Source organism: Nonomuraea spiralis (genome assembly GCF_014648435.1).
Classification (GTDB): domain Bacteria; phylum Actinomycetota; class Actinomycetes; order Streptosporangiales; family Streptosporangiaceae; genus Nonomuraea; species Nonomuraea spiralis.
Genome location: NZ_BMRC01000024.1, coordinates 13,298 through 35,875, shown reverse-complemented (window position 1 = coordinate 35,875; position 22,578 = coordinate 13,298). Strand labels below are relative to the sequence as shown.

The 22,578-nt window shown below is 71.3% G+C and carries 20 protein-coding genes; 8 read left to right on the top strand and 12 right to left on the bottom strand.

Annotation, left to right across the window (positions count from 1 at the left end):
- Positions 1–2: 2 nt before the first annotated feature.
- A complete protein-coding gene (locus tag IEZ27_RS40010; RefSeq protein ID WP_189652042.1) occupies positions 3–1,127 on the bottom strand; it encodes a DegT/DnrJ/EryC1/StrS family aminotransferase in 1,125 nt (374 codons plus the stop codon).
- Positions 1,127–2,104: a UDP-N-acetylglucosamine 4,6-dehydratase (inverting) gene (gene pseB / locus IEZ27_RS40005; protein WP_189652041.1), complete on the bottom strand. Its 978-nt coding sequence runs from the start codon at positions 2,102–2,104 to the stop codon at positions 1,127–1,129. Before pseB ends, IEZ27_RS40010 begins: the two co-directional genes overlap by 1 nt.
- 104 nt (positions 2,105–2,208) lie before the next feature.
- Between pseB and IEZ27_RS40000 the strand changes: the two genes are divergently transcribed.
- Positions 2,209–2,937, top strand: coding sequence for a cytidylyltransferase domain-containing protein (locus tag IEZ27_RS40000; RefSeq protein WP_229824773.1), 729 nt, complete (start codon positions 2,209–2,211; stop codon positions 2,935–2,937).
- Positions 2,934–3,908 (top strand): PseG/SpsG family protein, encoded by a 975-nt coding sequence (locus IEZ27_RS39995; protein ID WP_125644518.1) that lies wholly within the window; start codon positions 2,934–2,936, stop codon positions 3,906–3,908. The genes IEZ27_RS40000 and IEZ27_RS39995 overlap by 4 nt, the downstream gene beginning before the upstream one ends.
- Here IEZ27_RS39995 and pseI read toward each other — a convergent pair.
- Positions 3,901–4,944 (bottom strand): pseudaminic acid synthase, encoded by a 1,044-nt coding sequence (pseI, locus tag IEZ27_RS39990; protein ID WP_189652039.1) that lies wholly within the window; start codon positions 4,942–4,944, stop codon positions 3,901–3,903. The two genes, IEZ27_RS39995 and pseI, sit on opposite strands and share 8 nt — an antisense overlap.
- The gene (locus IEZ27_RS39985; RefSeq protein WP_189652038.1) at positions 4,941–5,435 is read right to left on the bottom strand and encodes a GNAT family N-acetyltransferase; all 495 of its coding nucleotides are present in this window, start codon (positions 5,433–5,435) and stop codon (positions 4,941–4,943) included. Before IEZ27_RS39985 ends, pseI begins: the two co-directional genes overlap by 4 nt.
- 154 nt (positions 5,436–5,589) lie before the next feature.
- Between IEZ27_RS39985 and IEZ27_RS39980 the strand changes: the two genes are divergently transcribed.
- Genes IEZ27_RS39980 through IEZ27_RS39970 form a run of 3 tightly spaced genes read left to right on the top strand, consistent with a single transcriptional unit; the run spans position 5,590 to position 9,005 of the window.
- Positions 5,590–7,047, top strand: a complete 1,458-nt coding sequence (locus IEZ27_RS39980; protein ID WP_189652037.1) for a glycosyltransferase family 2 protein — start codon at positions 5,590–5,592, stop codon at positions 7,045–7,047.
- A gap of 47 nt (positions 7,048–7,094) precedes the next feature.
- Positions 7,095–7,952: a CDP-alcohol phosphatidyltransferase family protein gene (locus IEZ27_RS39975; protein WP_189652036.1), complete on the top strand. Its 858-nt coding sequence runs from the start codon at positions 7,095–7,097 to the stop codon at positions 7,950–7,952.
- Between the two features lie 21 nt (positions 7,953–7,973).
- Positions 7,974–9,005, top strand: a complete 1,032-nt coding sequence (locus IEZ27_RS39970) for a sulfotransferase family protein (protein WP_125644511.1) — start codon at positions 7,974–7,976, stop codon at positions 9,003–9,005.
- Here IEZ27_RS39970 and IEZ27_RS39965 read toward each other — a convergent pair.
- The 8 genes from IEZ27_RS39965 to IEZ27_RS39930 all read right to left on the bottom strand — a co-directional run bounded on the left by IEZ27_RS39965 (position 9,002) and on the right by IEZ27_RS39930 (position 19,354).
- Positions 9,002–10,063, bottom strand: coding sequence for a glycosyltransferase (locus IEZ27_RS39965; RefSeq protein ID WP_189652035.1), 1,062 nt, complete (start codon positions 10,061–10,063; stop codon positions 9,002–9,004). The two genes, IEZ27_RS39970 and IEZ27_RS39965, sit on opposite strands and share 4 nt — an antisense overlap.
- On the bottom strand, positions 10,060–12,693 hold the full coding sequence (locus IEZ27_RS39960; protein WP_189652034.1) for a bifunctional glycosyltransferase/CDP-glycerol:glycerophosphate glycerophosphotransferase: 2,634 nt from the start codon (positions 12,691–12,693) through the stop codon (positions 10,060–10,062). Before IEZ27_RS39960 ends, IEZ27_RS39965 begins: the two co-directional genes overlap by 4 nt.
- A gap of 88 nt (positions 12,694–12,781) precedes the next feature.
- On the bottom strand, positions 12,782–13,501 hold the full coding sequence (locus tag IEZ27_RS39955; RefSeq protein WP_189652033.1) for an SRPBCC family protein: 720 nt from the start codon (positions 13,499–13,501) through the stop codon (positions 12,782–12,784).
- A gap of 76 nt (positions 13,502–13,577) precedes the next feature.
- Positions 13,578–14,432 (bottom strand): FAD binding domain-containing protein, encoded by an 855-nt coding sequence (locus tag IEZ27_RS39950; RefSeq protein WP_189652032.1) that lies wholly within the window; start codon positions 14,430–14,432, stop codon positions 13,578–13,580.
- The gene (locus IEZ27_RS39945) at positions 14,429–16,777 is read right to left on the bottom strand and encodes a xanthine dehydrogenase family protein molybdopterin-binding subunit (protein ID WP_229824777.1); all 2,349 of its coding nucleotides are present in this window, start codon (positions 16,775–16,777) and stop codon (positions 14,429–14,431) included. The genes IEZ27_RS39950 and IEZ27_RS39945 overlap by 4 nt, the downstream gene beginning before the upstream one ends.
- Positions 16,778–16,884: 107 nt before the next feature.
- Entirely contained in the window at positions 16,885–17,367 is a 483-nt protein-coding gene (locus IEZ27_RS39940) for a (2Fe-2S)-binding protein (RefSeq protein ID WP_125644501.1), read from the bottom strand.
- 72 nt (positions 17,368–17,439) lie between these two features.
- Positions 17,440–17,643, bottom strand: coding sequence for a hypothetical protein (locus IEZ27_RS39935; protein WP_125644500.1), 204 nt, complete (start codon positions 17,641–17,643; stop codon positions 17,440–17,442).
- Positions 17,633–19,354: a PspC domain-containing protein gene (locus IEZ27_RS39930; protein WP_189652030.1), complete on the bottom strand. Its 1,722-nt coding sequence runs from the start codon at positions 19,352–19,354 to the stop codon at positions 17,633–17,635. The genes IEZ27_RS39935 and IEZ27_RS39930 overlap by 11 nt, the downstream gene beginning before the upstream one ends.
- 114 nt (positions 19,355–19,468) lie before the next feature.
- Between IEZ27_RS39930 and IEZ27_RS39925 the strand changes: the two genes are divergently transcribed.
- The 3 genes from IEZ27_RS39925 (at position 19,469) to IEZ27_RS39915 (ending at position 22,397) form a co-directional block, all read left to right on the top strand.
- On the top strand, positions 19,469–20,677 hold the full coding sequence (locus IEZ27_RS39925) for an ATP-binding protein (protein ID WP_189652029.1): 1,209 nt from the start codon (positions 19,469–19,471) through the stop codon (positions 20,675–20,677).
- Positions 20,674–21,306, top strand: a complete 633-nt coding sequence (locus IEZ27_RS39920) for a response regulator (RefSeq protein WP_189652028.1) — start codon at positions 20,674–20,676, stop codon at positions 21,304–21,306. The genes IEZ27_RS39925 and IEZ27_RS39920 overlap by 4 nt, the downstream gene beginning before the upstream one ends.
- Before the next feature lie 116 nt (positions 21,307–21,422).
- The gene (locus IEZ27_RS39915) at positions 21,423–22,397 is read left to right on the top strand and encodes a L,D-transpeptidase (protein ID WP_189652027.1); all 975 of its coding nucleotides are present in this window, start codon (positions 21,423–21,425) and stop codon (positions 22,395–22,397) included.
- Positions 22,398–22,578 lie beyond the last annotated feature (181 nt).

Genomic DNA, 22,578 nt, shown 5'->3' with positions numbered 1-22,578 from the left:
GTTCAGCCGAGGATGCCCGCGAGCGTCTCGACGACGCGGTCCTGCTCGTCGTGGGTCAGGTCGGCGAACAGCGGTAGTGACAACTCCTCGGCGTAGTACGCCTCGGCCCGCGGGCACAGCCCACGCCGGTAGCCGAGGTCCTCGAACACCGGGTGCCAATATGCCGGGATGTAGTTGACCTGCACCCCGATGCCCGCGGCCCGCATACGTTCGTAGACCTCCCGCCGGCGCCCGTCGCGCACCCTGACCGGGTAGAGGTGCCAGCTCGGCGTGACGTAGGCCCGCTGCGCGGGCAGCGTGAGGCCGGGCACGTCGGCGAGCAGCGTGTTGTAGCGGGCGACCAGCGCCGCGCGGCGGGCGCGGAAGCGTTCGAGGCGGCGGAGCTGGCTGACGCCGAGCGCGCACAGCACGTCGGGCAGCCGGTAGTTGAGCCCGAACTCGTGCACCTCCTGGTGCCAGCCGCCGTGACCGGGGTCGCGCTGCTCGGCCGGGTCCCTGACCAGGCCGTGGTTGCGGAACCGGGTGGCCCGTTCGAGGTGGGCGGGGTCGGCCGCGGCCACCGCGCCGCCCTCGGCGGTGGTCACGGTCTTGGTCGGGAAGAACGAGAACGTCGTCAGGTCGGCCACCGAGCCCACCGGCCGCTCCTTGTACGACGCCCCGATCGAGTGCGCCGCGTCGGCCACCAGCACCGCGCCGGCCCGGTCGGCGAGCGTGCGCAGCTCGTCGTAGTCGGCGGGATGGCCCGCGTAGTCGACGCCCGTGATCGCCCGCGTCCGCGGCGTGACCAGGGCGGCGGCCGAGTCGGGGTCGATGTTGCCGGTGTCGGGCTGCACGTCGGCGAAGGCCACCCGCGCGCCGCCCAGCACGGCCGTGGCGGCCGTGGCGACGAACGTGAGCGGCGAGGTGATCACCTCGTCACCGTGGCCGACGCCGGCCGCCGCGTAGGCGACGTGCAACGCGGCCGTGCCCGAGGTGACCGACACGCAGGGCACGCCGCCGGTCCACTGGGCCAGCTCGTCCTCGAACAGCCTGACCGCGGGCCCCGTGGTCAGCCAGTCGCCGCGCAGCACCTCAACAACCGCCTCGATGTCGGACTCGATGATGGACTGCCGTCCGTAGGGCAGCATCAGCCGGCCACCATGTCGCGCAGGTCGTGTACGGACAGCCAGCGGTCGTTGGTGTCGGAGCGGTAGGAGAAGCCCTCGGGCAGCAGCTCGCCGGTCTGCGGCGCCTCGTAGCCCCAGGTCGCGATCGTGGGCTGGACGACGTAGCGGTCGGTCAGGCGCAGGGTCCTGCGGCCGTCGTCGGGGCCGATCATCTCCTCGTGCAGCTTCTCGCCGGGCCTGATGCCGATCTCGTAGACCGGGCTGTCGGGGGCCAGCGCCTCGGCCAGGTCGGTGATGCGCATGCTGGGGATGCGCGGGACGTAGAGCTCGCCGCCCTGCATGAGGTCGAAGGAGTCGACCACGAACCGCACGGCCTGGTCGAGGGTGATCCAGAACCGGGTCATGCGCTTGTCGGTGATCGGCAGGCTGCCGCCCTGCTCGGCCAGGCGCAGGAAGAACGGCACCACCGAGCCCCTGCTGCCGACGACGTTGCCGTAGCGGACGACGGCGAAGCGGGTCTTGTGGGCGGCGGCGTAGTGGTTGGCCGAGACGAACAGCTTGTCGGCGACCAGCTTGGTGGCGCCGTAGAGGTTGATCGGGCTGCTGGCCTTGTCGGTGGACAGGGCGACGACCTTGCGCACGCCGCTGTCGATGGCCGCCTCGACCACGTTCTGGGAGCCGGCGACGTTGGTGCGGACGTACTCGAACGGGTTGTACTCGGCGGTGTCGACCTGCTTGAGCGCGGCGGCGTGGACGACGTGCTCGACGCCGTGCATGGCGCGGGTGAGCCGGTCGCGGTCGCGTACGTCGCCGATGAACCAGCGCAGGCGCTCGTCGTCGCCGAAGAGCTGCTTGAGCTCGTACTGCTTGAGCTCGTCGCGGGAGAAGACCACCAGGCGGCGCACCCCGAGCGAGTCGAGCGCGTGGCGGACGAACGCCTTTCCGAAGGACCCCGTTCCCCCGGTGATCAGAATGGACGATCCACTGAGAATGCTCACGCGGCCCCCTGAAATCGCGCTGACGAACCATGGTCGTTCAAGCTGGCCGGTAGCATAGCGCGATCAGTCAACCACGTATGGTCACACAGGGGAATGTGGTTTTGATGCGTATTGTCGGAATCATCCAGGCTCGGATGGGCTCCACGCGGCTGCCCGGGAAGGTGCTGCGCGATCTCGGCGGGCGTTCGGTCCTGGGCTGGGTCGTCCGCGCCGCGCGCGAGTCGCGGGCGCTCGACGACCTCGTGGTGGCCACGACGACGCTTGCCGCCGACGACGCGGTGGCGGCCGAGTGCGACCGGCTCGGCGTGGCCTGTCACCGGGGGCCCGTCGACGACGTGCTCACCCGGTTCATACAGGCGCTGGCCGGCCGTGACGCCGACGCGGTCATGCGCTTCACGGCCGACTGCCCCCTGCTCGACCCCGTCGTGATCAGGGAGTCGGTGCTGGTCTTCCGCGCGCTCCCCGAGCTCGACTACCTCAGCACGAGCCTGGCCCGGACGTTGCCGCGCGGGCTCGACGTGGAGATCGTGGGCGCGGCGGCCCTGGCGCGCGCGGACGCCGAGGCCACCGGCTACCACCGCACCCACGTGACCTCCTACGTCTACGCCCACCCGGGCGAGTCGCGGCTGCTCGGCCTCGCCCACCCGCCCGCCGCCGACGACCTGCGGGTCACGCTCGACACCGAGGACGACTGGCGGCTCATCACGCGGGTGGTCGAGGAGCTGGGCGACGGCTGCGTCCCGGTCCGTACGCTGGTGAGCTGGTTGCGGGCCCGGCCGGAGGTCTGCGAGCTCAACGCCCACGTACGCCAGAAGGAGCTGCAGGACGCATGAGCGGGCGGGTGGGCGTGCGCTGCGACGCCGCGGCGGGGAGCGGGGCCGGTCATCTGGTGCGGTGCGTGGCGCTGGCCGAGGAGCTGGGCGCGCGGGGCGTGGAGGTGGTCTTCCTCGGCACGGTCTCCGGCTCCGAATGGGCCCTGGCCCAGCTCAGCAGCCGTGGCCTGCCGCTGGTGACCGCCCCGGCGGGGCCCGACCGGCTGGCCGCGCTGGCCTGTGAGCTGCGGCTCGACGCGGTGGTGCTGGACTCGTACGAGCTGCCGGAGGGCACGGGCGCGGCGCTCAGGGCGGCGGGCTTCCCCGTGCTGGCGATCGTCGACGGCGACCCGCTCGGCCAGGAGGCCGACCTCTACCTCGACCAGAACCTCGGCGCCGAGGACCGGCCCTTCCCGCTGCCCCGCGACGCCTGGCGGCTCGCCGGCACCCGGTACGCGCTGCTGCGCGACAGCGTCCGCGGGCGGCGGCGGGTACGGGTGCCGAGGCCGGAGCCGCGGGTGTTGTGCTTCTTCGGCGGCACCGACAGCGCCCGCGTCGGCCCCGCCTGGGCCGAGGCGCTCACGTTCACGCGGGTGCCGTTCCGGGCCACCGTGGTCAGCCCGGAGCCGTTCGAGGCGGGCGAGGACATCACGGTCATCCCGCCCACCGACCGCCTGCCCGAGCTGATGGCCGCCGCCGACCTCGTGGTCACCGCCGCGGGCTCGGCCATCTGGGAGCTGCTCCACCTCGGGGTGCCCACGGCGCTGAGCTGGGTCGCCGACAACCAGCTCATCGGCTACCGGGCGCTGGTGGGCCGGGGCGTGGCCGCCGGGCTGGGCCGGGCGGCCGACGCCGAGGCCGTCGGCGTGCTCGCCCGCCTGCTCGCCGACCCCGCGCTGCGCGAGGAGCACGGCAGGCGGGGCGGCGGGCTGGTCGACGGCAAGGGCCGGGAGCGCGTCGCCGACGCCTTCCTCGACCTGTGGATCAGATGAGGTCCCAGGTCAGCGGCGTGCCAAGCATCGCGTCGCGGGTGAACCGGCGGCCGACGACCTCGTCGATGGCGTCGGGGAGCAGGCCGCCGGCGGGGCGGATCGACCGGACGTTGTCCCTGGTCACCGCCTCGCCCGCCCGTACGTCGCGGACCACGTAGAGGGATCGGCGGAAACGCAGGCCCTCGCGCTCGGACTCGCGCGGCCCGAGCACCGGGCTGCCCAGCGACTGCCAGGCCCGCTCGCTCTCCTCCACCAGCGCCGCCAGCTCGGGCGGCTCCAGCGAGAAGGCGGCGTCGACGCCGCCGTCGGCCCGCGACAGGGTCACGTGCTTCTCGATCAGGCACGCGCCCAGCGCGACCGCCGCCAGCGCGGCCCCGATGCCGGGGGTGTGGTCGGAGACGCCGACCTCGGCGCCGGTGAGCGCGGCCAGCAGCGGCAGCGAGCGCAGGTTGCTCTCGGCCGGCGAGGCCGGGTACGAGGCGGTGCAGGACAGTACGGCGAGCTGCGTGCAGCCGGCCTGGCGGGCGGCCGTCACCGCGGCCTCGATCTCGCCGGCCGTGGCCATGCCGGTGGAGATGATCAGCGGCTTGCCGGTGGAGGCGGCCAGCCTGATCAGCGGCAGGTCCACGATCTCCGACGAAGCGATCTTGTACGCCGGCGCGTCGAGCTTCTCCAGCAGCTCGACGGCGGTCGGGTCGAAGGGCGCGGAGAAGGCCAGGAGCCCGTGCTCGCGGGCCCGGTCGAAGATCGGCTCGTGCCACTCCCAGGGGGTGTGGGCACGTTCGAACAGCCGGTAGAGGTTGGCTCCGCCCCACAGCTCGTGCCCGTCGCCCACGCGGAAGGCGGGGCCGTCGGCGTCGATGGTGATCGTGTCGGGCCGGTAGGTCTGCAACTTCAGCGCGTGCGCCCCGCCGGCCGCCGCCGCGTCGACGATGGCGAGGGCCCGCTCCAGGCTCCCGTTGTGGTTGCCGGACATCTCGGCGATCACGAACGGCGGCCGTTCGGCCCCGATCGTCCGCCCTCCGATGGAGATCATGCTCGTTCCTCCTTGTTCAGCTCGGTGACCACGACCGCGCGCGGCACCCCGTCGACCGGACGCCGGTAGAGGCCGATCTCGGCGAACCCGAACCGCTTGTGCAGCCGCCGTACCGGCTCGTTGTCGGCCAGGACCTCGCCGCGCAGGGTCGTCAGGCCGAGGGGGCCGAAGGCGTGGTCGATGGCGACCCGTTCCAGGCCCACCCATGCCCGCAGCAGCGCCCCGGAGCGTTCGAGGCCGTCGAGGTCGAGGTAGAAGCCCCAGTAGCCGCTCCCGCCACCCAGCCCCGAGTACGTCACCACCCCGGCGCCCACCCCGTCGTGGTCGTAGATCAGCACCCGCTTGGCCGTGTCCGCCCGGACGGTCGTCCACCAGCGGGTGTGCTCGTCCTCGGCGATCTCGTGGCCGGTGAAGCTGGCGGCACGCACCCGCGGGTGGTTGCGCCAGCGGCGCATAACGGGCAGATCATCGTCCTGGACGCCTCTCAGCACCGCTCCCCCTACTGTTCGTGCTTAATGCATTGCACAACGTAGCGGATTCCGTGCCGGGTAAAGAGCTCATCAGGGACGGGCATCGGGCGCGGAACCGGACGGGCGGTCACGGCATGCTGCCCTCGAACGCCATCCAAGAAAGCCGAGGAGCGTCATGATCCCCCTGCTCAGTGTCGTGGTACCGGTCCACAACGTGGAGCCGTACCTGTCGGAGTGCCTGGAATCGCTGGCCGCGCAGACCATGGAGGACTTCGAGGTCATCCTGGTCGACGACGGCTCGATCGACGGGAGCCGCCGGATCGCCGAGGACTTCATGGCCCGCGACTCCCGCTTCAGGCTGGTCGAACAGCAGAACATGGGACCGGGGCCGGCCCGCAACGAGGGGCTCGGGCGGGCCAGGGGCACCTTTCTCGCCTTCGCCGACAGCGACGACGTCGTGCCGCCGCACGCGTACGAGGTGCTGATCGCCAAGCTGGGGGAGACCGGCTCCGACCTGGCGTGCGGCGCGGTCCTGCGCCTGGTGGACGGCGAGCTGGAGGAGTCGATCCTGCACGAGCGGGTCTTCCGGCGACCCCAGCTGTGCACCCACATCACCGACAAGAAGGTCCTGGTCAGGGATCGTACGGTGTGGAACAAGGTCTACCGCGCCGACTTCTGGCGGCGGCACGGGCTGCGGTTCCCGGCCGGCATCTACGAGGACGTGCCGGTCGCCATGCAGGCCCACGTCCTGGCCACGGGCGTGGACATGGTCGACGACGTCGTCTACCACTGGCGCAGGCGCGAGGAGGGGGAGACCTCGATCACGCAGCGCCGTTCCGAGCTGCCCAACCTGCACGAGCGCCTGGCCGCCATCCGCTCGGTGCGCGCCTTCCTGGAGGACGGCGCGCCCGAGCTGCTGCCCGAGTTCGACGCGCTGGTGCTGGAGAAGGACATCGTCTTCCTGTTCCAGGCGCTGGAGGCGGCGCAGGAGGCGGGCGAGGACCTGGTGCCGCTGCTGGCGCTGTCCGACGCCTGGCTGGACGAGCTCAGCCCCCGGGCGCTGACCACCGCGCCCTCGCTGCGCCGCCTGGAGCTGCACCTGCTCAGACGCGGCCTGATCGGGGAACTGCGCTCGGTGCGCGACTTCCGCCGCAGCCGCGCGGACGGCACGCGGGTGCGCCCGCGCGGCTTCCGCAACGTCAACTGGTACGGCGACTACCCCTACTTCCGCGACCGCCGCCGGCTCGGCATCCCCGACGAGGTCTACGACGCCCGCGAGGAGCTCAAGCTGATCGCCAAGGTGGACGACTGCGCCTGGACGGGCACCGAGTACCGCGTACGGGGCCAGGTGGCCATCCACCGGGTCGAGCGCAAGGTCGGCAAGGTGAGCGTGTGGCTGAGCGACGGCCGCCGCCGGGTGCCCCTGGAGGCGCGGCGTGTCGGCCGGCACGGCGTGGTGGCCGGCATCGACCCCCGGGTGCTCGAAGGCGGCGGCCCGAACTGGCGGCTCCAGGTCAAGGCCGAGACCCGTGGACTGGTGCTCAAGGGCTGGTTCCGGGACGGTGACGCGTACGCGCCGTGGCGGTTTTCCGTGCCGGGTTGGTCAAGAAGCGGCATGGACATCCCCCAGTAGTTCCAGACAGTAATCGCCGGACGGCCTTCCGTGGCCATCCTGGATCCATGAGGACCTATTCGCTGGATGACGTCTACGAGACACGCAAGCGGAGAGACTCCTGGTGGACCGTGTATTTCGTGGATCCGGTCGCCTGCCGGGTCGCCCTTCCCGTCGCCAACCGCACCCGTATGACCCCCAATGGGCTCACGGTGTTCTCGCTGGTCCTCGGCATGGTGTCGGCAACCTGTTTCGCGCTGGACCACCTTGTCGCAGGCGCCCTGATGTTCTACCTGAGCTTCATGGTCGACTGCGTGGACGGCAAGATCGCCAGGCTCAAGGGCACGGGGACGCCCTTCGGACTCTGGCTGGACTACGTGGGGGACCGGGTCAGGGTGGTCCTGTGCGCCGGGGGGCTGGCGTACGGGCAGTACATCCTGACGGAGGATGTCCGCTACGTGCTGCTCGGCGCGTCGGTGGCCGTGCTGGACCTGTTCAGGTACGTCAACGCGCCGCAGATGAAGCGGGTGCGCGAGGCGGTCAGGGAGGAGCGGGGCGAGCCGGAGTTGCCCGGCGAGGACACCGTCCCCCTGGACCGGGCTCCTGTGGATCTCGGGCCGCGCATCCCCGCGGACCACGGGCCGCGCACTGCCGGTCGCGGGCGGCGGCTGCCTTCCTTCTTCAGGCGGCTCAACAGGTTCCTGGCCAGGCACCGGGTGCGTTCGCACCTGATCAGCGGCATCGAGTTCCATGCGGCGGTCTTCGTGATCGCGCCGCTGGCCGGGGCATGGGCGCTGATCCCGCTCTCGGTGACGGCCGGTGTCCTGCTCCTCGCCAACGAGATCTTCCTTGTCTACCGCATGTGGCTCTTCACGCGCAGGCACAGCGTGCCCTCCCAGGAGAGCCGAGAGCACGTTCTCGTCTAGTTTTTCGGGGGTTAGTACGAAATGTCCGACCGGCCAGTCTTCGTCATTGGATGCCCGCGGTCCGGCACCACGATGCTCCAGCTCATGCTCCACTCGCACCCGCGCATGGCGGTGCCACCGGAGACGCGCTTCCTCGTTCCCGCTTATTACCGGCGCCGCACATGGGGTGACCTGCGGGTTCCCCAGCGGCGCAAGGCACTGGCGCAGTGGATCGCGACCGACCGCAGCACGAAGTTCCGCGAGCTCAAGATCGACAAGGACGAGTTCATCCGGCAGGCCGTGGAGGGGCCGGGCTCGCTCGGCTCGGTCATCGGCACGGCCTTCCGCATGTACGCCGACCGCTTCGACAAGGCCCGCTGGGGCGACAAGAGGCCCAGCTACGTCAAGCAGACCGACCTGCTGCTGCGCCTCTTCCCCGACGCCCAGTTCATCCACCTGATCAGGGACGGCCGCGACTGCGTGGCCTCCCTGAAGGAGATGCCCTGGTACACGCTGGACTCCTTCCACGCGGTCTCCACCTGGGCCGAGGCCATCGACGCGGGCGACCGGCTGCGGCGCACGCTGCCCGACGACACCTACTACGAGCTGCGCTACGAAGACCTCACCGACGACCCGATGACCGAGATGAAGAAGCTCTGCCATTTCCTGGAGGAGGACTTCGCCCCGTCGATGATCTCCCCCCGCGAGGCGGCCAGCCAGGCCGTCCCGCAGCACAAGGTCTGGCACAGCAACACCCACCGCGAGGTCACCCGCAGCCGGGTCGGAAGCTGGGCCAACCGCCTGGACGAGTGGGAGATCGCGCTGTGCGAGCACGTGCTCGGCGAGCGCCTCCTGGCCAACGGCTACGAGCTGACCGGCGCGCCCAGGCCGGCCAAGGAGCACGTGACGGCCTGCCAGAAGACCATGCAGAAGCGCAAGGCCAGCCGTTCCCGCAAGGCCATGCGCGACCGCTTCAACCGGCTGCGCGAACCGAGCCCGGTCGGCGCCCTGCTGACCACCACGCAGCAGTCGCTGGCCGGCATCCCGCAGCAGCGGCCTGAGGTGACCGTCTAGCGCTCGATGTGCGCGAACAGGCTCTCCCAGCGGTCCAGCACGTGGTCGAGGCGGAACGCCTCGGCCCGTGCCCGCGCGGCGGCCCCCAGCCGCCGCCGTTCCCGCGCCGACCCCATCAGTACGGACAACTCGGCGGCGAACGCGTCCACGTCCCCAGGTGGCACACGTACCGGTCCCGCCGAGCGCACGCCGCCCGACACGTCGAACGCCACCGACGGCACCCCGTGCGCGGACGCCTCCAGCAGCACGACCGGCAATCCCTCGTGCTCGCTGGTCAGCGCCACCAGCGAGGCGTTCAGATACTCCTCGCGCATCAGATGAGCGGGCACCAGGCCCCGGAAGACCACCCGGTCCGCGACGCCCTCCCGCGCCGCGTGCGCCCGCAGCCGCTCGCGTTCGAGGCCGTCGCCGATCAGGTGCAGCTCCCAGGACGGCGGCGCGTCGGCACGGGCGAACGCGCTGATCAGCCGGTCGAACCGCTTGACGCCCTCCAGCCGGCCCACGCCCAGCACGCGCGGCACGTCGAGCGCCGACGTCTCCTCCGGCCAGGCGCCCAGAGGGTTGGGCACCGTGCAGGCGTTGGGCAGCAGCGCGTGCTCGGAGAAGGACCAGGCGTCGTCCTCGCTGAGGAAGAGCGCCTGGTCGAGGTCGGGGTAGTGCTTCTTGATCGAGCCGAGGTGCCAGGATCCGCGGGCGTGGTCGTAGGAGCCGTGGTACTGCCCGATCGAACGGAATCCGGCGGGCAGCAGCCCCGACAGCCTGATCACCACCGACGGCGAGGTCATCACCGCGTAGCCGGACCCGACCGCGCCGAGCAGGTCCTTCATCCTGCGGTCGGCCAGGCGCCTGGTCAGCGCGCCCTCCCTGCCGGCCGGCCCGCCGACCACGTGTTGCCGGTAGCGGGGACGCTCGACGTAGCGGAAGGGCGTGGCGGCGCGGTAGAGGCCGACGACGTGCACCTCGTGGCCGCGTTCGGCCAGGCCCTGGGCCAGGGTGTGGGTGACCTGCTGGATGCCGCCGAGCGTGTCGGCGTCCAGGCAGGTGAAGACGACGGTCATCGGGCACGCCCCTCGAAGAAGTCGTCCACGATCCGGGCGGAGGCGTTCCCGTGTTCGTCGGAGCACCACAGGTCGCGGAAGGCGGCGTACCTGGCGGCGAAGGCGGCGTGCGCACCGGGAAGGTCCCGCAGCACGTTCACCAGCTCCCTCGTGGTCGTCACGCAGGGGCCCGGCGCGATGGCGGGCAGGTCGTGGTACACGCCGCGCTCGGTGAGCCGGTAGTCGTCCCAGTCGTCGATGAGGAACACCATCGGCTTGCCGGTCAGCGCGTAGTCGCACATCACCGAGGAGTAGTCGGTCAGCAGCGCGTCCGAGGCCAGCATGAGGTCGTTGATCTCCGGATAGGACGAGGCCGGCCTGACGAAGTGCCTCAGACGCTCGGGCGGGTCGTACTTCTCCACCGGATGCGTACGCAGGACCACCACCCAGTCGCCGGCCAGCTCCCGGGCCATGAGCTCCAGGTCGGCCCGTACCGAGCGGCCGCTCGTCCTGTCCAGGTCGCGGTAGGTGGGGGCGTAGAGCAACACCTTCCGTCCGGGCGGGATCTCCAGCCGGGCCCGTACGTCGCCCGCAGGCTCCGCCTTCACCAGCGCGTCGCAGCGCGGCGTGCCGTACCGGTAGACCTTGCCGTCGTAGCCGTTGGAGGGCAGGAACAACCGGGAGAACTCCGCGCTCGGCGAGACCAGCGCGTCCCACCTGGCGACGGCGGCCCGCCACTGCGCGCGCGGCCGGTCGAAGTCGCCGCGCAGGTCGGGGGCGTCGAAGCCGATCGACTTGATGCCCTGCCCGTGCCAGGTCTGCAGGTAGCGGGTGCCCGGCGGCTTCGGGTAGTCCAGCGGGAAGCCGTGGCTGTCCACCCAGATCCCGGCGCGGGCCATCGTCCACAGGTAGCGCCAGCTTCCCCGGCGGACCAGCCGGGCGTCCCGGGGGAAGTTCTTGCGGTCCTTGGCGACCGACCAGACCACCTCGATCGGCAGTCCGCGCCGCCGCACCTCCTCGTAGATGGCCCGCGGGCTGCCGTTGCAGCCCTTGCCGACGTCCGACTCGAACAGGGCGAGGTCGTCGCGGCGCGGCACCACCCTGATCAGCAGCTTGTACGCGCGCAGCTTGTTGCCCGGCGTGTTGAGCTTCCGCAGCAGCAGCCGCTTGACCCGACGCAGCACCGCGCGGGCGCGCGAGTGTGTGCGCACGGACAGATAGGCGGCGTAGCCCTCGGCCTTCAGCGTGCAGCCGGACAACTCGATCGGTTCGAGGTTCGGGTCGACGATCAGCCGGTCGGTGGTGACGTGCCCGTCGGAGCGGCGCCGGAAGCCGACGCGCGGGTCGCTCCGGCCGCAGGGGGCGAAGACGACGTCGCTGACGTACCCGCCGTCGCCCGCGGGGACCGGCTCGATCGGCACACGTTCCTGGCCCGCCTGGAGGAACGCCTCCCATTCCGCCGGCAGCACGCCGAACGGGTCGTACGTGCGCACGGTCATCCGCACCCGTTCGCCGCTCGTCGCCAGGGCGGTCACCTCGTGCCGCAGCCGGGAGTCGGTGTAGGGCAGCTCGGCCAGGCGCAGTTCGGTGATGTCCAGCCCCGGCGCGACCGTCGTGCCCCAGTACGTGCGCCCGTCCGCCTGGACGGCCGCCCGCGGCGCGGCCCCCGGCCCGGTCAGCGAGCCGGCCGCCAGGCGCAGGTCCTCGATCCGGTCGTCCAGGATGAGCCGGCAGCAGACCCGGTCCATCGGCTCGATCCGCTGGAACACCTCGTCCGGGATCTCCTCCAGGTACGGCCGCACGATCGAGGCGAACTCCTTCACCCACACCAGGTCGCGGGCCGGCAGCGGATTGAGGTAGACCCGCAGGTCCTGCCGCAGGAACCGGTACTGCCGGAGGGGCACCAGGTCCTCGGCGCCGTAGCCGCGCAGGATGTCGTCGCTCAGCCGGGCCGCGATCACCCGCTGCCGTACGTTGTCCAGCTCGTCGATGCTGAGCGAGATGGACTCGTTCGAGCAGGCCCGGTGCCAGTGGTAGACCACCCACGGCACGATCGCGAACCGGCGGGTCAGCGCGTACAGCTCGGTGGCGAAGACGTGGTCCTCGTAGTGGATGTCCTCGGGGAACCGCAGCACGTTGTGGCGCAGCCAGGCGAGGTTGTAGAGCTTGTTGGTGCTGAAGGAGTCGAGGAACAGCTCGGGCTCGGCGCGGATGCCCTCGACCACCCGCCGCCGGGCGAACAACGACGGATAGTACGGGCGCAGCCGTCCGTCCCGCTCGAACAGCCGGGAGATCTGCCCGGAGACGAAGTCGGCCCCGGTGCGCTCGATCTCGGCGAGCAGGCTCTTGCACGCGTGTCTGGGCAGCTCGTCGTCGCTGTCGAGGAACATGACGTACGGCGCGGTCGCGGCGTCGATCCCGTCGTTGCGCGGCGCCCCGCAGCCGCCGCTGTTGCGCTCCCTGCGCAGGTAGCGCACCCGCGGGTCGCCGGCCATGAGCCGGGCGGCCACCTCGGGCGTGCCGTCCGTGCTGGCGTCGTCGGAGATGATCACCTCCAGGTCGCGCAGCGACTGCCGCAACACGGAACGCACGGCCCTGGGCAGGCGGGCCGCGTCGTTGTAGGAGATCACGACAACGGTGCAGTCCGGCATCCCACGTCCCCCCAGTAATGACCTGCGGGAATGGCACTTCCCCCAACGAGCGGGAAGTGTCCGGACTTGATATGGATTTTGCTAAAAATCAGCGCATAAGGCGACGAACCACCCAGATCAACAGCGCGAGCACCACGAGGCCGCCCGCGATCGGCGCCAGCCGTTTGATCAGCGGCTGCCCGGCGATCTCCAGCAGGTCGAGCGCCTCCTCGTCGGGCGTGCGGCTGGTCCGCAGCGTGCCCGCCGGGCGTACGTCCTGCTCGGGCGCGGGCACCGCGCTCAGCCGCCGCTCCTCCTGCGGCTGCTCTTGTGGTTGCTCCTGCGGCTGCTCGACCTGCGGGACGACCGGCTCCACCATGGGCTCGGACAGGAGCTGGGCGAGGTTGCCGGCGAACCGGTCGATCAGCTTGGCCCCGACCTCGGCCATGACCCCGCGCCCGAACTGCGCCGGCCGCCCGGTCACGTTGAACGTCGTCTCCACGGCCACCGACGTGCCGCCGTCGGCCGGCGTCATGCGCGCCCTGACCGTGGCCGAGGCCGTGCCGGAGCCCCTGGCCTCCTTGCCCGACGCCTGGATCGTGAGCGTGTGAGCGTCCTTGTCCATGTCCTCGAACCTGGCCGAGCCGCGGTAGGTGACCGTGATCGGGCCGACCTTGACCTTCATCCGGCCGGTGAACTCGTCGCCCTCGAAGATGTCGAGCGTCGCACCGGGCAGGCAGGGCGCGACCCGCTCGACGTCGAGCAGCACCGCCCACGCCTGCTCGACCGGAACCGGGACAGTGAACTCGTGCTCGAACCGCATCGCCATTGATCCGCTCCTTCCCAGGTTGGTTGCGACCCTACGTCGGGGCGGGGGCACCCCGGAAGGGGCGCCCCCGCCGTACTCAGGGCGACCCGGCCGCCGTGCGCACCGCCCGGTGGGTCAGGACCCTGGCCAGGTGGCGGCGGTAGTCGGGCTGGGCGTGCAGGTCGGCCGGGGGCGAGGCGCCGGCCGCGGCCTCCTCGCACGCCTGCCGTACCTGGTCGCCGAGCTCGACGCCCTGCAACGCGGTCTCGGTCGCGCGGGCGCGCACCGGGGTCGGGCCCATGTTCGTCAGCGCGATCCTGGCCTCGGCGATCGCGCCGTTGGAACGCCTGACCGCGGCCGCCACGCCGACGATCGCCCACGACTGGGCGGTCCGGTGGAACTTCTCGTAGTGGAAGCCCCAGCCCTCGCCCAGCTTCGGGATCTTCACCCCGACCAGGATCTCCCCGGCGCGCAACGACGTCTCCAGGTAGTCGACGAAGAACTCGGCGGCCGGGATCTCCCGCTCGCCCTGCGCCGACGCGGCCACGATCACGCCGTCCAGCGCCAGGATCGCGGCCGGCAGGTCGCCCGCCGGGTCGGCGTGCGCCAGCGAGCCGCCGAACGTGCCCCGGTGCCTGATCGCCGGATCGGCCACCGTGGCCGTGGCCAGCGCCACCAGCGGGGCCCCGGAGGTCACCACCGGCGCGCGCATGACCTCGTCGTGCGTGGTCAGCGCGCCGATGAAGACGTGGTCGCCCCGGTCGTGCACGCCGGAGAGGCCGGGCAGCCGGCCGAGATCCACCAGCTTGGACGGGTACGCCAGCCGCAACCGCAGCAGCGGGAGCAGCGACTGCCCACCGGCCAGGGCCTTGGCGTCCTCGTCCGAGGCGAGCTCCCGGCAGGCGTCGGCCAGGGACTCGGGACGCACGTAGTCGAACTGGGCGGGGATCATCGCCGCGCTCCTTCCAGCGCTCGCCAGACACGCTCGGGCGTGCACGGCATCCGGACGTCCTGGATGCCGAACGGCCGCAGCGCGTCCACGATCGCGTTCACGACCGCCGGGGTCGAGGCGATCGTCCCGGCCTCGCCGACGCCCTTGACGCCCAGCGGGTTGCCCGTCGAGGGGGTCTCGGTCCGGTCGGTCGTGAACGTGGGCAGGTCCGCCGCCGACGGCAGCAGGTAGTCGGCCATGGTCGTGGTCAGCAGGTTGCCCTCGGGGTCGTACACGGCCTCCTCGTACAGCGCCTGCGCCACGCCCTGCGCGATGCCGCCGTGCACCTGGCCCTCGACGATCAGCGGGTTGATCACCTTGCCGACGTCGTCCACGGCCACGTACGAGCGGATCCGGGTCATGCCCGTCTCGGTGTCCACCTCCATCGCGCACAGGTGGGTGCCGTGCGGGAAGGAGTAGTTGTCCGGGTCGAACGTGGCCTCGGAGTCGAGCCGCGCCTCCACGCCGTCGGGCAGGTCGTGCGCCACGAACGCGGCGTAGGCCAGCTCCTGGATCGTCCTGCTCGAACCGGTGCCGCGCACCGTGAACGCCCCGCCGCCGAACTCCAGGTCGTCCGGCGAGCATTCCAGCATGTGGGCGGCCAGCGTACGGGCCTTCTCCCTGACCTTCTCGCACGCCCGCAACACCGCCATGCCGCCCACGACCAGCGAGCGCGAGCCGTAGGTGTCCATGCCCTTGTGCGCGATCGCCGTGTCGCCGTGCAGCACCCGTACGTCCTCGAACGGCACGCCGAGCGCGTCGGCCACGATCTGGCTCCACGCCGTCACGTGCCCCTGGCCGTGCGGGGACGTGCCGGTGATGACCTCGACCTTGCCCGTCGGCAGCATGCGCACCGAGCCGTGCTCCCAGCCGCCCGCCCCGTAGTTGGCCGCCCCGAGCAGCCGCGACGGGGCCAGCCCGCACATCTCCGTGTACGTGCTGACGCCGATCCCGAGCTGCACCGGGTCGCCCCGGTCCCGCCGGTCGGCCTGTTCGGCCCGCAGCTTGTCGTAGCCGAACAACGACAGCGCCCGGTCCGTGGCCGCCTCGTAGTTGCCCGAGTCGTAGGTGAGCCCCGAGATCGTGGTGAACGGGAACTCCTCGTGCCTGATCCAGTTGCGCCGGCGTACCTCCAGCGGGTCCAGGCCCAGCTCGGCGGCCAGTTCGTCCATCGTCCGCTCGATGCCGAACGTCGCCTCCGGCCGGCCCGCGCCCCGGTAGGCGTCCGTGGGCATCTTGGTGGTGAACACGCCCGTGCAGCCGAACTCGTACGCGTCCATCTTGTAGATCGCGTTGAACATCGACGCCCCGAGCATCGGCACCCCCGGCGTCACCAGCATCAGGTACGCGCCCATGTCGGCCAGCAGGTCCACCTGGAGCCCCCGGATCCGCCCGTCGGCGTCGGCGGCGAGCCGGATGTGCTGGATCTGGTCGCGGCCGTGGTGCACGGTCAGGTTGCCCTCGGAACGGGACTCCGTCCACTTGACCGGCTTGCCCAGCTTGCGGGCCATCAGCAGGCAGAGCACCTCTTCCGCGGTGACCTGCAACTTGGAGCCGAACCCGCCGCCCACGTCGGGCGCGATCACCCGCAGGTCGTGCTCGGGGATGCCGGTCACCACCGCCAGCATGACGCGCAGGATGTGCGGGATCTGGGTGGAGGTGTAGATCGTGAACGACTCGCCGTCGGTGTCGGCCAGCACCGCCCGCGGCTCCATCGCCGTCGGGATGAGCCGCTGCTGCACGTACGTCCGGTCGATGACGACGGCGGCGCCGTCGAACGCCGCGTCGAGGTCACCGGTGGTGATCTTCACGGAGAACGCCTGGTTGCCCGCCTCGTGCACCTTCGGGCTGTCCGGCGACAACGCCTGGTTCATGTCCAGCACCGCGGGCAGCGGCTCGTAGTCGACCTCGATCGCGTCCAGCGCGTCGGCGGCCCGGTACCGGTCGGTCGCGACCACGCAGGCCACGGCCTCGCCGACGTACCGGACCTCGGAGGTCGCCATGGGCGGGTGGTCGGGGATGACGATGTCGTCGGTCACCGGCCACGCGCACGGCAGGCTGCCCTGCTCGCCGTCGAAGTCCTGGCCGCTGAACGCCGCCACCACGCCCGGCAGGTCGCGGGCCGCCGACACGTCCACCCGGGTGATCCGGGCGTGGGCCATCGGGCTGCGCAGGAACATCACGTGCAGCGCGCCGGGCCGGGAGAGGTTGTCGGTCCACCGCGTACGCCCCGTCAGCAGCCTGGCGTCCTCCTTCCGCCGGCGCGGCCGGCCCACCTCGTGCCCGCCGGCCTGGTCGCCCGTCAGGTCGCCCGTCGGGTCGCCGGCCTGGTCGCTCCCGGTGATCGGCTCGGTGATCGGCTCGGTGATCGGCTCAGCGATCGGCTCGGCGACGGCCTCGGTGCTCGGCTCGCTCACTGCGTCCTCACCGCCTGGCCCATCTCCTGCGCGCCGCGCTTCACCGCGCGCACGATGTTGCAGTAGCCGGTGCAGCGGCACAGGTTGCCCTCCAGCCCGTGCCTGATCGACTCCTCCGACGGGTCGGGGTCGTCCCGGAGCAGGTCGATCGCCGCCATGACCATGCCGGGGGTGCAGTAGCCGCACTGCAGCGCGTGTTCTTCGTGGAAGGCCCGCTGCATCGGGTGCATCGACCCGTTCGCGCTCAGGCCCTCGATGGTGACGACGTCGCAGCCGTCGGCCTGTACGGCGAGCACGGAGCAGCTCTTCACGCTCTTGCCGTCGAGCATGACCGTGCACGCGCCGCAGTTGCTGGTGTCGCAGCCGACCGGGGTGCCGGTCCGGCCCAGCCGCTCTCGTAGTAGATGGACGAGGAGGAGCCGCGGCTCGACGTCCTCCTCGTACTTGATCCCGTCGACGGTGACGGTGACTCGGGGCATACGTCCTCCCTCAGGAGCAGGGGGAAAGGCGGACACACCCGAACCTACGCCGGGGTTTTTCCCGGTCAAGGGTTACTTGCCGCGGATCGCCCGCGCGATGATCGCCACCATCCCCGCGAAGGCCAGCCCTACCACGGTCAACCCGATCAGGACCAGCGCATCCGTGATCCCGCGTGTCACGACGAGGATGCCGAGCACCACGAACAACGTGCCGCTGAGCAGGGCCATCCAGTCAGTCCTGTGCAGGCGCCGTACACGCTCGACGTCACGCGCCACGCCGCACCTCCATGTCGCCGAGCCCGCCGCGCAGGTTCAGCACGATCGTGGCCGCCTCGCCGTCGGGCCTGATCTCGGGCTCCAGCACCTTGTCGAACCTGATGTCCACGCCGCCCCTGGTCGACTGGTCGATCTTGATGTCGCCGATCTTGTTCACGGCGTGCACCTCGACCCTGGCCGTCGGCGGCACGATCACCGTCAGCTCGCCCACCGAGACCCTGGCGTCGAACGTCAGTCTCGTCCCCGGCTGCATCTTCAGCTCCGTCAGGTCGAGTCTCCCGTCGCCGAGGCCGACGTCGTAGACCTTGCTCGCCTCGGCGGGCGTGGTCAGGTACCAGGTGGAGTCGCCGATGTTGCGCGGCAGGCCGCCCAGCATCAGTCCCGCGCCGATCATCAGCGCGACGGTGGTGCCGAGGGCGACGAGACCGGCGCCGCGGCCCCACCAGGCGGCGATGAGCAGCCCGGCGCCGATGGTGATGAGCACGGCGCCGCCGACGATGGTCGGGCTCACTCCCGCGGCCGACCTGGCCTGGACCGCCACGACGATCCCTCCAACTATGATCGCGAGCAAGATGGTGATGGCGCCGATGAACGACTTCGGGCGTCGCTTCGGCGGTGTGTGACCGGGGACCGGGCGGCCGTACAGCGCGGGGTCGTAGGGCGAGTAGCCGCCCCGCCTGGCCGGGTCGAGCGGGCGGTAGGGGCCCTTCGGGGCGAAGGGCTCGCCGTAGCCGCTGTAGTCGACCGCCGTCCTGGGCTGGGGGCGGTAGGCGGGCGGCTCCTGCCGCGACGCCGCCTGCCGAGCGGTCGCCTCCGCCCGCGAAGCATCGGTGCGCGGGGCCTCAGGCTGCGGGCCCTGCGGGGCCTGCGGGGTCTGCGCCTGCCGGGTGGCGTCCTCGGGGATCTCGTGCTGGGCCGTCACCTTCGAGGCGGCCTCCATCGCCTGCGCGGCCTCGATCCGGGTCATCTCGGGCCGGTCGGCGTCGTCCCGTGGCGGTTCGTTCTCGTCCGTACGGGCCGCGTCGGGCTGCCGTGAGGCCGACATCGCCCGCAACCGCGCGGCCACGGCCTCGGCGTGGGCGGCGGCCGTCGTCCTGGGCGTCGGGGCCGGAGCCGGGGGAGCGGCCGGGGGCGCGGACTCCGGGTGGGCCGTCGCGGTGCCGCCGAGGCCCGACCATGTGGGCTCGGCCGGACGTACCGGAGGAGCGGGCTCAGGCGGCGCGTACGACGGCGGGGGCGTCTCCGCGTCGGGGGAACGCCGGCGGCTGAGCCGCTCGGGCATCGACCGGGCGAGCCCCAGCAGGTCCACACCGCTGGCGTGGGCCGCGAGCAGCGAGACGGCCAGCAGCACGCCGACCACCAGCGTGCCGGTGTCGAGCCACACGGTGGCGAGGTTGAGCGCGAGGCCGAACCCGAGCACCGCCGTGAGCAGCGCCATCACCGCCTCGGCGTCGAAGTCGCGCCGGGTCCACTGTTCGATGATCCCCGGCCCGCCGTTGGGCTCCTTCATCAGCAGGAACGCCGCGATGTAGAGGAAGATCCCGATGCCGGAGCCGAGCAGGAGCACGGCGAACGCCACGCGGAACACCACGGGGTCGATGCCGGTGTGCCGCCCGAGACCGGCGCAGACGCCCATGAGGAAGCGCCCTTCGCTGCTGCGACGCAGCCCGCGGGGCGGGGCGGCGGGTTCCCGGGGCGGAGCTTCTGTCATACGACCATCGTGGACCGTCGGGTACGGTGCCCGCATCCGGGAGACCCCTGACTCGACCCTGGGGGTTGTTCCCTGATGCCCGAAGTGCCTCCGACATGTGACGATGGCGATGTTATGGCAGACCAGAAGACACTTGCCGAGCCTGCCGGCGATCGACCCTATCGCCGAATGCTCCGCCCCATGGAGGGCCGCCTGCTCGGCGGCGTGGCCCAGGGGCTGGCGGCGCAGCTCTCCCTCGATCCCATCGTGATCAGGCTGATGTTCGTGCTGCTCAGCGTCGTGGACGGGGTCGGCATGGTGGCGTACGCCGTGCTGTGGATGATCACTCCGCGGGAGCCGTACGAGGGGCCGCCGCCCCAGCGCGACTGGAGCCAGCTCGCCGCGTTCAGCGCGATCGGCGTGGCGCTGGCCGCGTTCGGCTGGCTGACGGGGGCCTCGAAGGGCGGGATCGGCATGTTGCCGTTCGCCGTCGGCGGGATCGGCGCGCTCATCCTGTGGCAGCAGGCCGATCCCGACCGCCGTAAGAGCTGGGTCAGCGGGGCCACCAAGAGCATCCGTACCAACCGCGTGCGCACGCTGCTCGGCGTGGCGCTGGTCGTCGTCGGCGCGGCCGGCTTCCTGTACGCCCAGGGCGAACTGGCCAGGGCCAGACCCGGCCTGATGTTCACGGTCGTCGTGGTCGGCGGCATCGCGGTCATCGCCACGCCCTGGCTGGCCGGGCTGTGGAAGGAACTCCAGCTCGAACGCCGCGAGCGCATCCGGCAGGAGGAACGCGCCGAGGTGGCCGCCATGGTGCACGACTCGGTGCTGCACACGCTCACCCTCATCCAGCGTGTCTCCCACGACCCCCGCGAGGTCACCAGGCTGGCCCGTTCCCAGGAGCGCGAGCTGCGCAACTGGCTCTACCAGCCCGCCCAGGACGCCGACGCCACCGTGGCCGCCGCCGTACGCAGGATCGCGGCCGAGGAGGAGGACTCCCACGGCGTGCCCATCGAGGTCGTGTGCGTCGGCGACCTCGACCTCGACCCGCAGGGCAAGCTGGCCGCGATGCTCAAGGCGTCCAGGCAGGCGATGGTCAACGCGGCCAAATATTCTGAGAGCCCGGCCATCTCCGTGTACGCGGAGGTGGAGGGCTCGGAGGTGACCATCTTCGTCAAGGACCGCGGCAAGGGCTTCGACCTTGAGGCGGTGCCACTCGACAGGATGGGTATCAGGGAGTCCATCATCGGGAGAATGGAACGTCACGGCGGCACGGCCAGGGTCCGCACCGAGCCCGGCGAGGGCACGGAAGTGATGCTGACGATGAAGGTGGACAAGCAATGACACGCGTGTTGATCGTCGATGACCACCGGCTGTTCAGATCGGGCGTACGCGCGGAGCTGGGCGAGTCGATCGAGGTCGTGGGCGAGGCCGAGGACGTCGAGTCGGCGGTCAAGGCCATCGCCGAGCACCAGCCCGACGTGGTCCTGCTCGACGTGCACATGCCCGGCGGCGGCGGCCAGGAGGTGCTGCGCCGCGTCCTCAGCACGGGCTCGCAGGTACGCTTCCTCGCCCTGTCGGTCTCCGACGCCGCCGAGGACGTCATCGGCGTCATCAGGGGCGGCGCCCGCGGTTACGTGACCAAGAACATCAGCGGCAAGGAGCTCACCGACGCCATCCGCCGGGTGGCCGACGGCGACGCGGTCTTCTCGCCCCGGCTGGCCGGGTTCGTCCTCGACGCGTTCGCCTCCTCCGAGGCGCCCTCCATCGATCCGGAGCTCGACTCGCTCACCCAGCGCGAGCGCGAGGTGCTGCGCCTGATCGCGCGTGGTTACGCGTACAAGGAGATCGCCAAGGAGCTGTTCATCTCGGTGAAGACCGTGGAGACCCACGTCTCGTCCGTGTTGCGCAAGCTCCAGCTCTCCAACCGGCACGAGCTGTCCCGCTGGGCCACCGCGCGCCGCCTCGTCTGACCCCCGGACGTCTACTCTCTGGACCGTTACAAGGTCGTTACGGCGATTCGTAGACGAATCGTGCGCCTCAGCAGTCACACATGGAAGGAGAAGCACATAATCCAGGAGTAATCCCCTTGAATCGCGTCCCCCGGTTGCTTGCCATGGTCGCACTGGTCTCCGCTGCGGCCTGTTCGGCAGAAGGCGTACCAGCCCTGCAGGCCTCGGCGGTCCGGACGACCGCCGCCGCGGGAGCCGCCGCGACCGCTCACATCGCCGCTCCGGCCAAGGCGGCCCCGGCCAAGAAGGTCAAGCTCGACATCGCCGACATCACGCCCATGGCGGAGACGTCGGAGAAGGTCGGCGTAGGTTTCCCGATCATCGTCACGTTCGACCGGGACGTGAAGGACAAGGCCGCCGTCGAGGCGCTGCTGGAGGTCCAGGCCGACAAACCGGTCGATGGCGCCTGGCGCTGGGTGTCGGCCCGTAAGGTCATCTACCGGACGAAGACGTACTGGAAGCCGCACCAGAAGGTGTTGTTCACCGCGCGCCTCAGCCAGCTCCCCGGCAACAAGGCCGAGGACGTCACCCGCCGCTTCGCCGTCGGCACCGCGAACATCTCGGTCGTCGACACCCGCAAGCACCAGATGAAGGTCTACCGGGACGGCAAGATCGCCAAGAAGATCGCGATCAGCGCCGGCCGCGGCGGCCTGCTGCGCAACGGCGTGGACGTCTACCTCACCACCAGCGGCGTGCACCTCACCATGGGCAAGAAGTCCGTCGAGACGATGACGTCGTCCTGGATGGGGGTGACCGACCCCAAGGACCCGCGCTACTACAAGGAGGAGATCCCCTGGGCGGTGCGCATCTCCGACAGCGGCGAGTACGTGCACCAGAGCGCCGGCTACTACCAGTACCTCGGCCGTTCCAACCAGAGCCACGGCTGCGTGCGCGCCACCCCCGAGGGCGCCAAGTGGTTCTACGGCATCGCCCAGCGCGGTGACGTCGTCAAGATCACCGGCACCAAGCGCAAGCTCGACTGGCGCAACGGCTGGAGCTACTGGCAGCTCAACTGGACCCAGTGGAAGGCCGGCAGCGCCCTCAAGCCCTGACCCCCTGGCCTCACCTCAAGCCCACGACCCACCCGTCCGGCAGGGCTCCCACCCCGGAGCCCTGCCGCCCGGCAGGGCTCGAGCCCTCCAACGGTCGGTTCTGGGCCCCGGGCGGGCAAACGGTCGGTTCCGGGCCCCGGGCGGGCAAACGGTCGGTTCCGGGCCCCGGGCGGATGGTCAC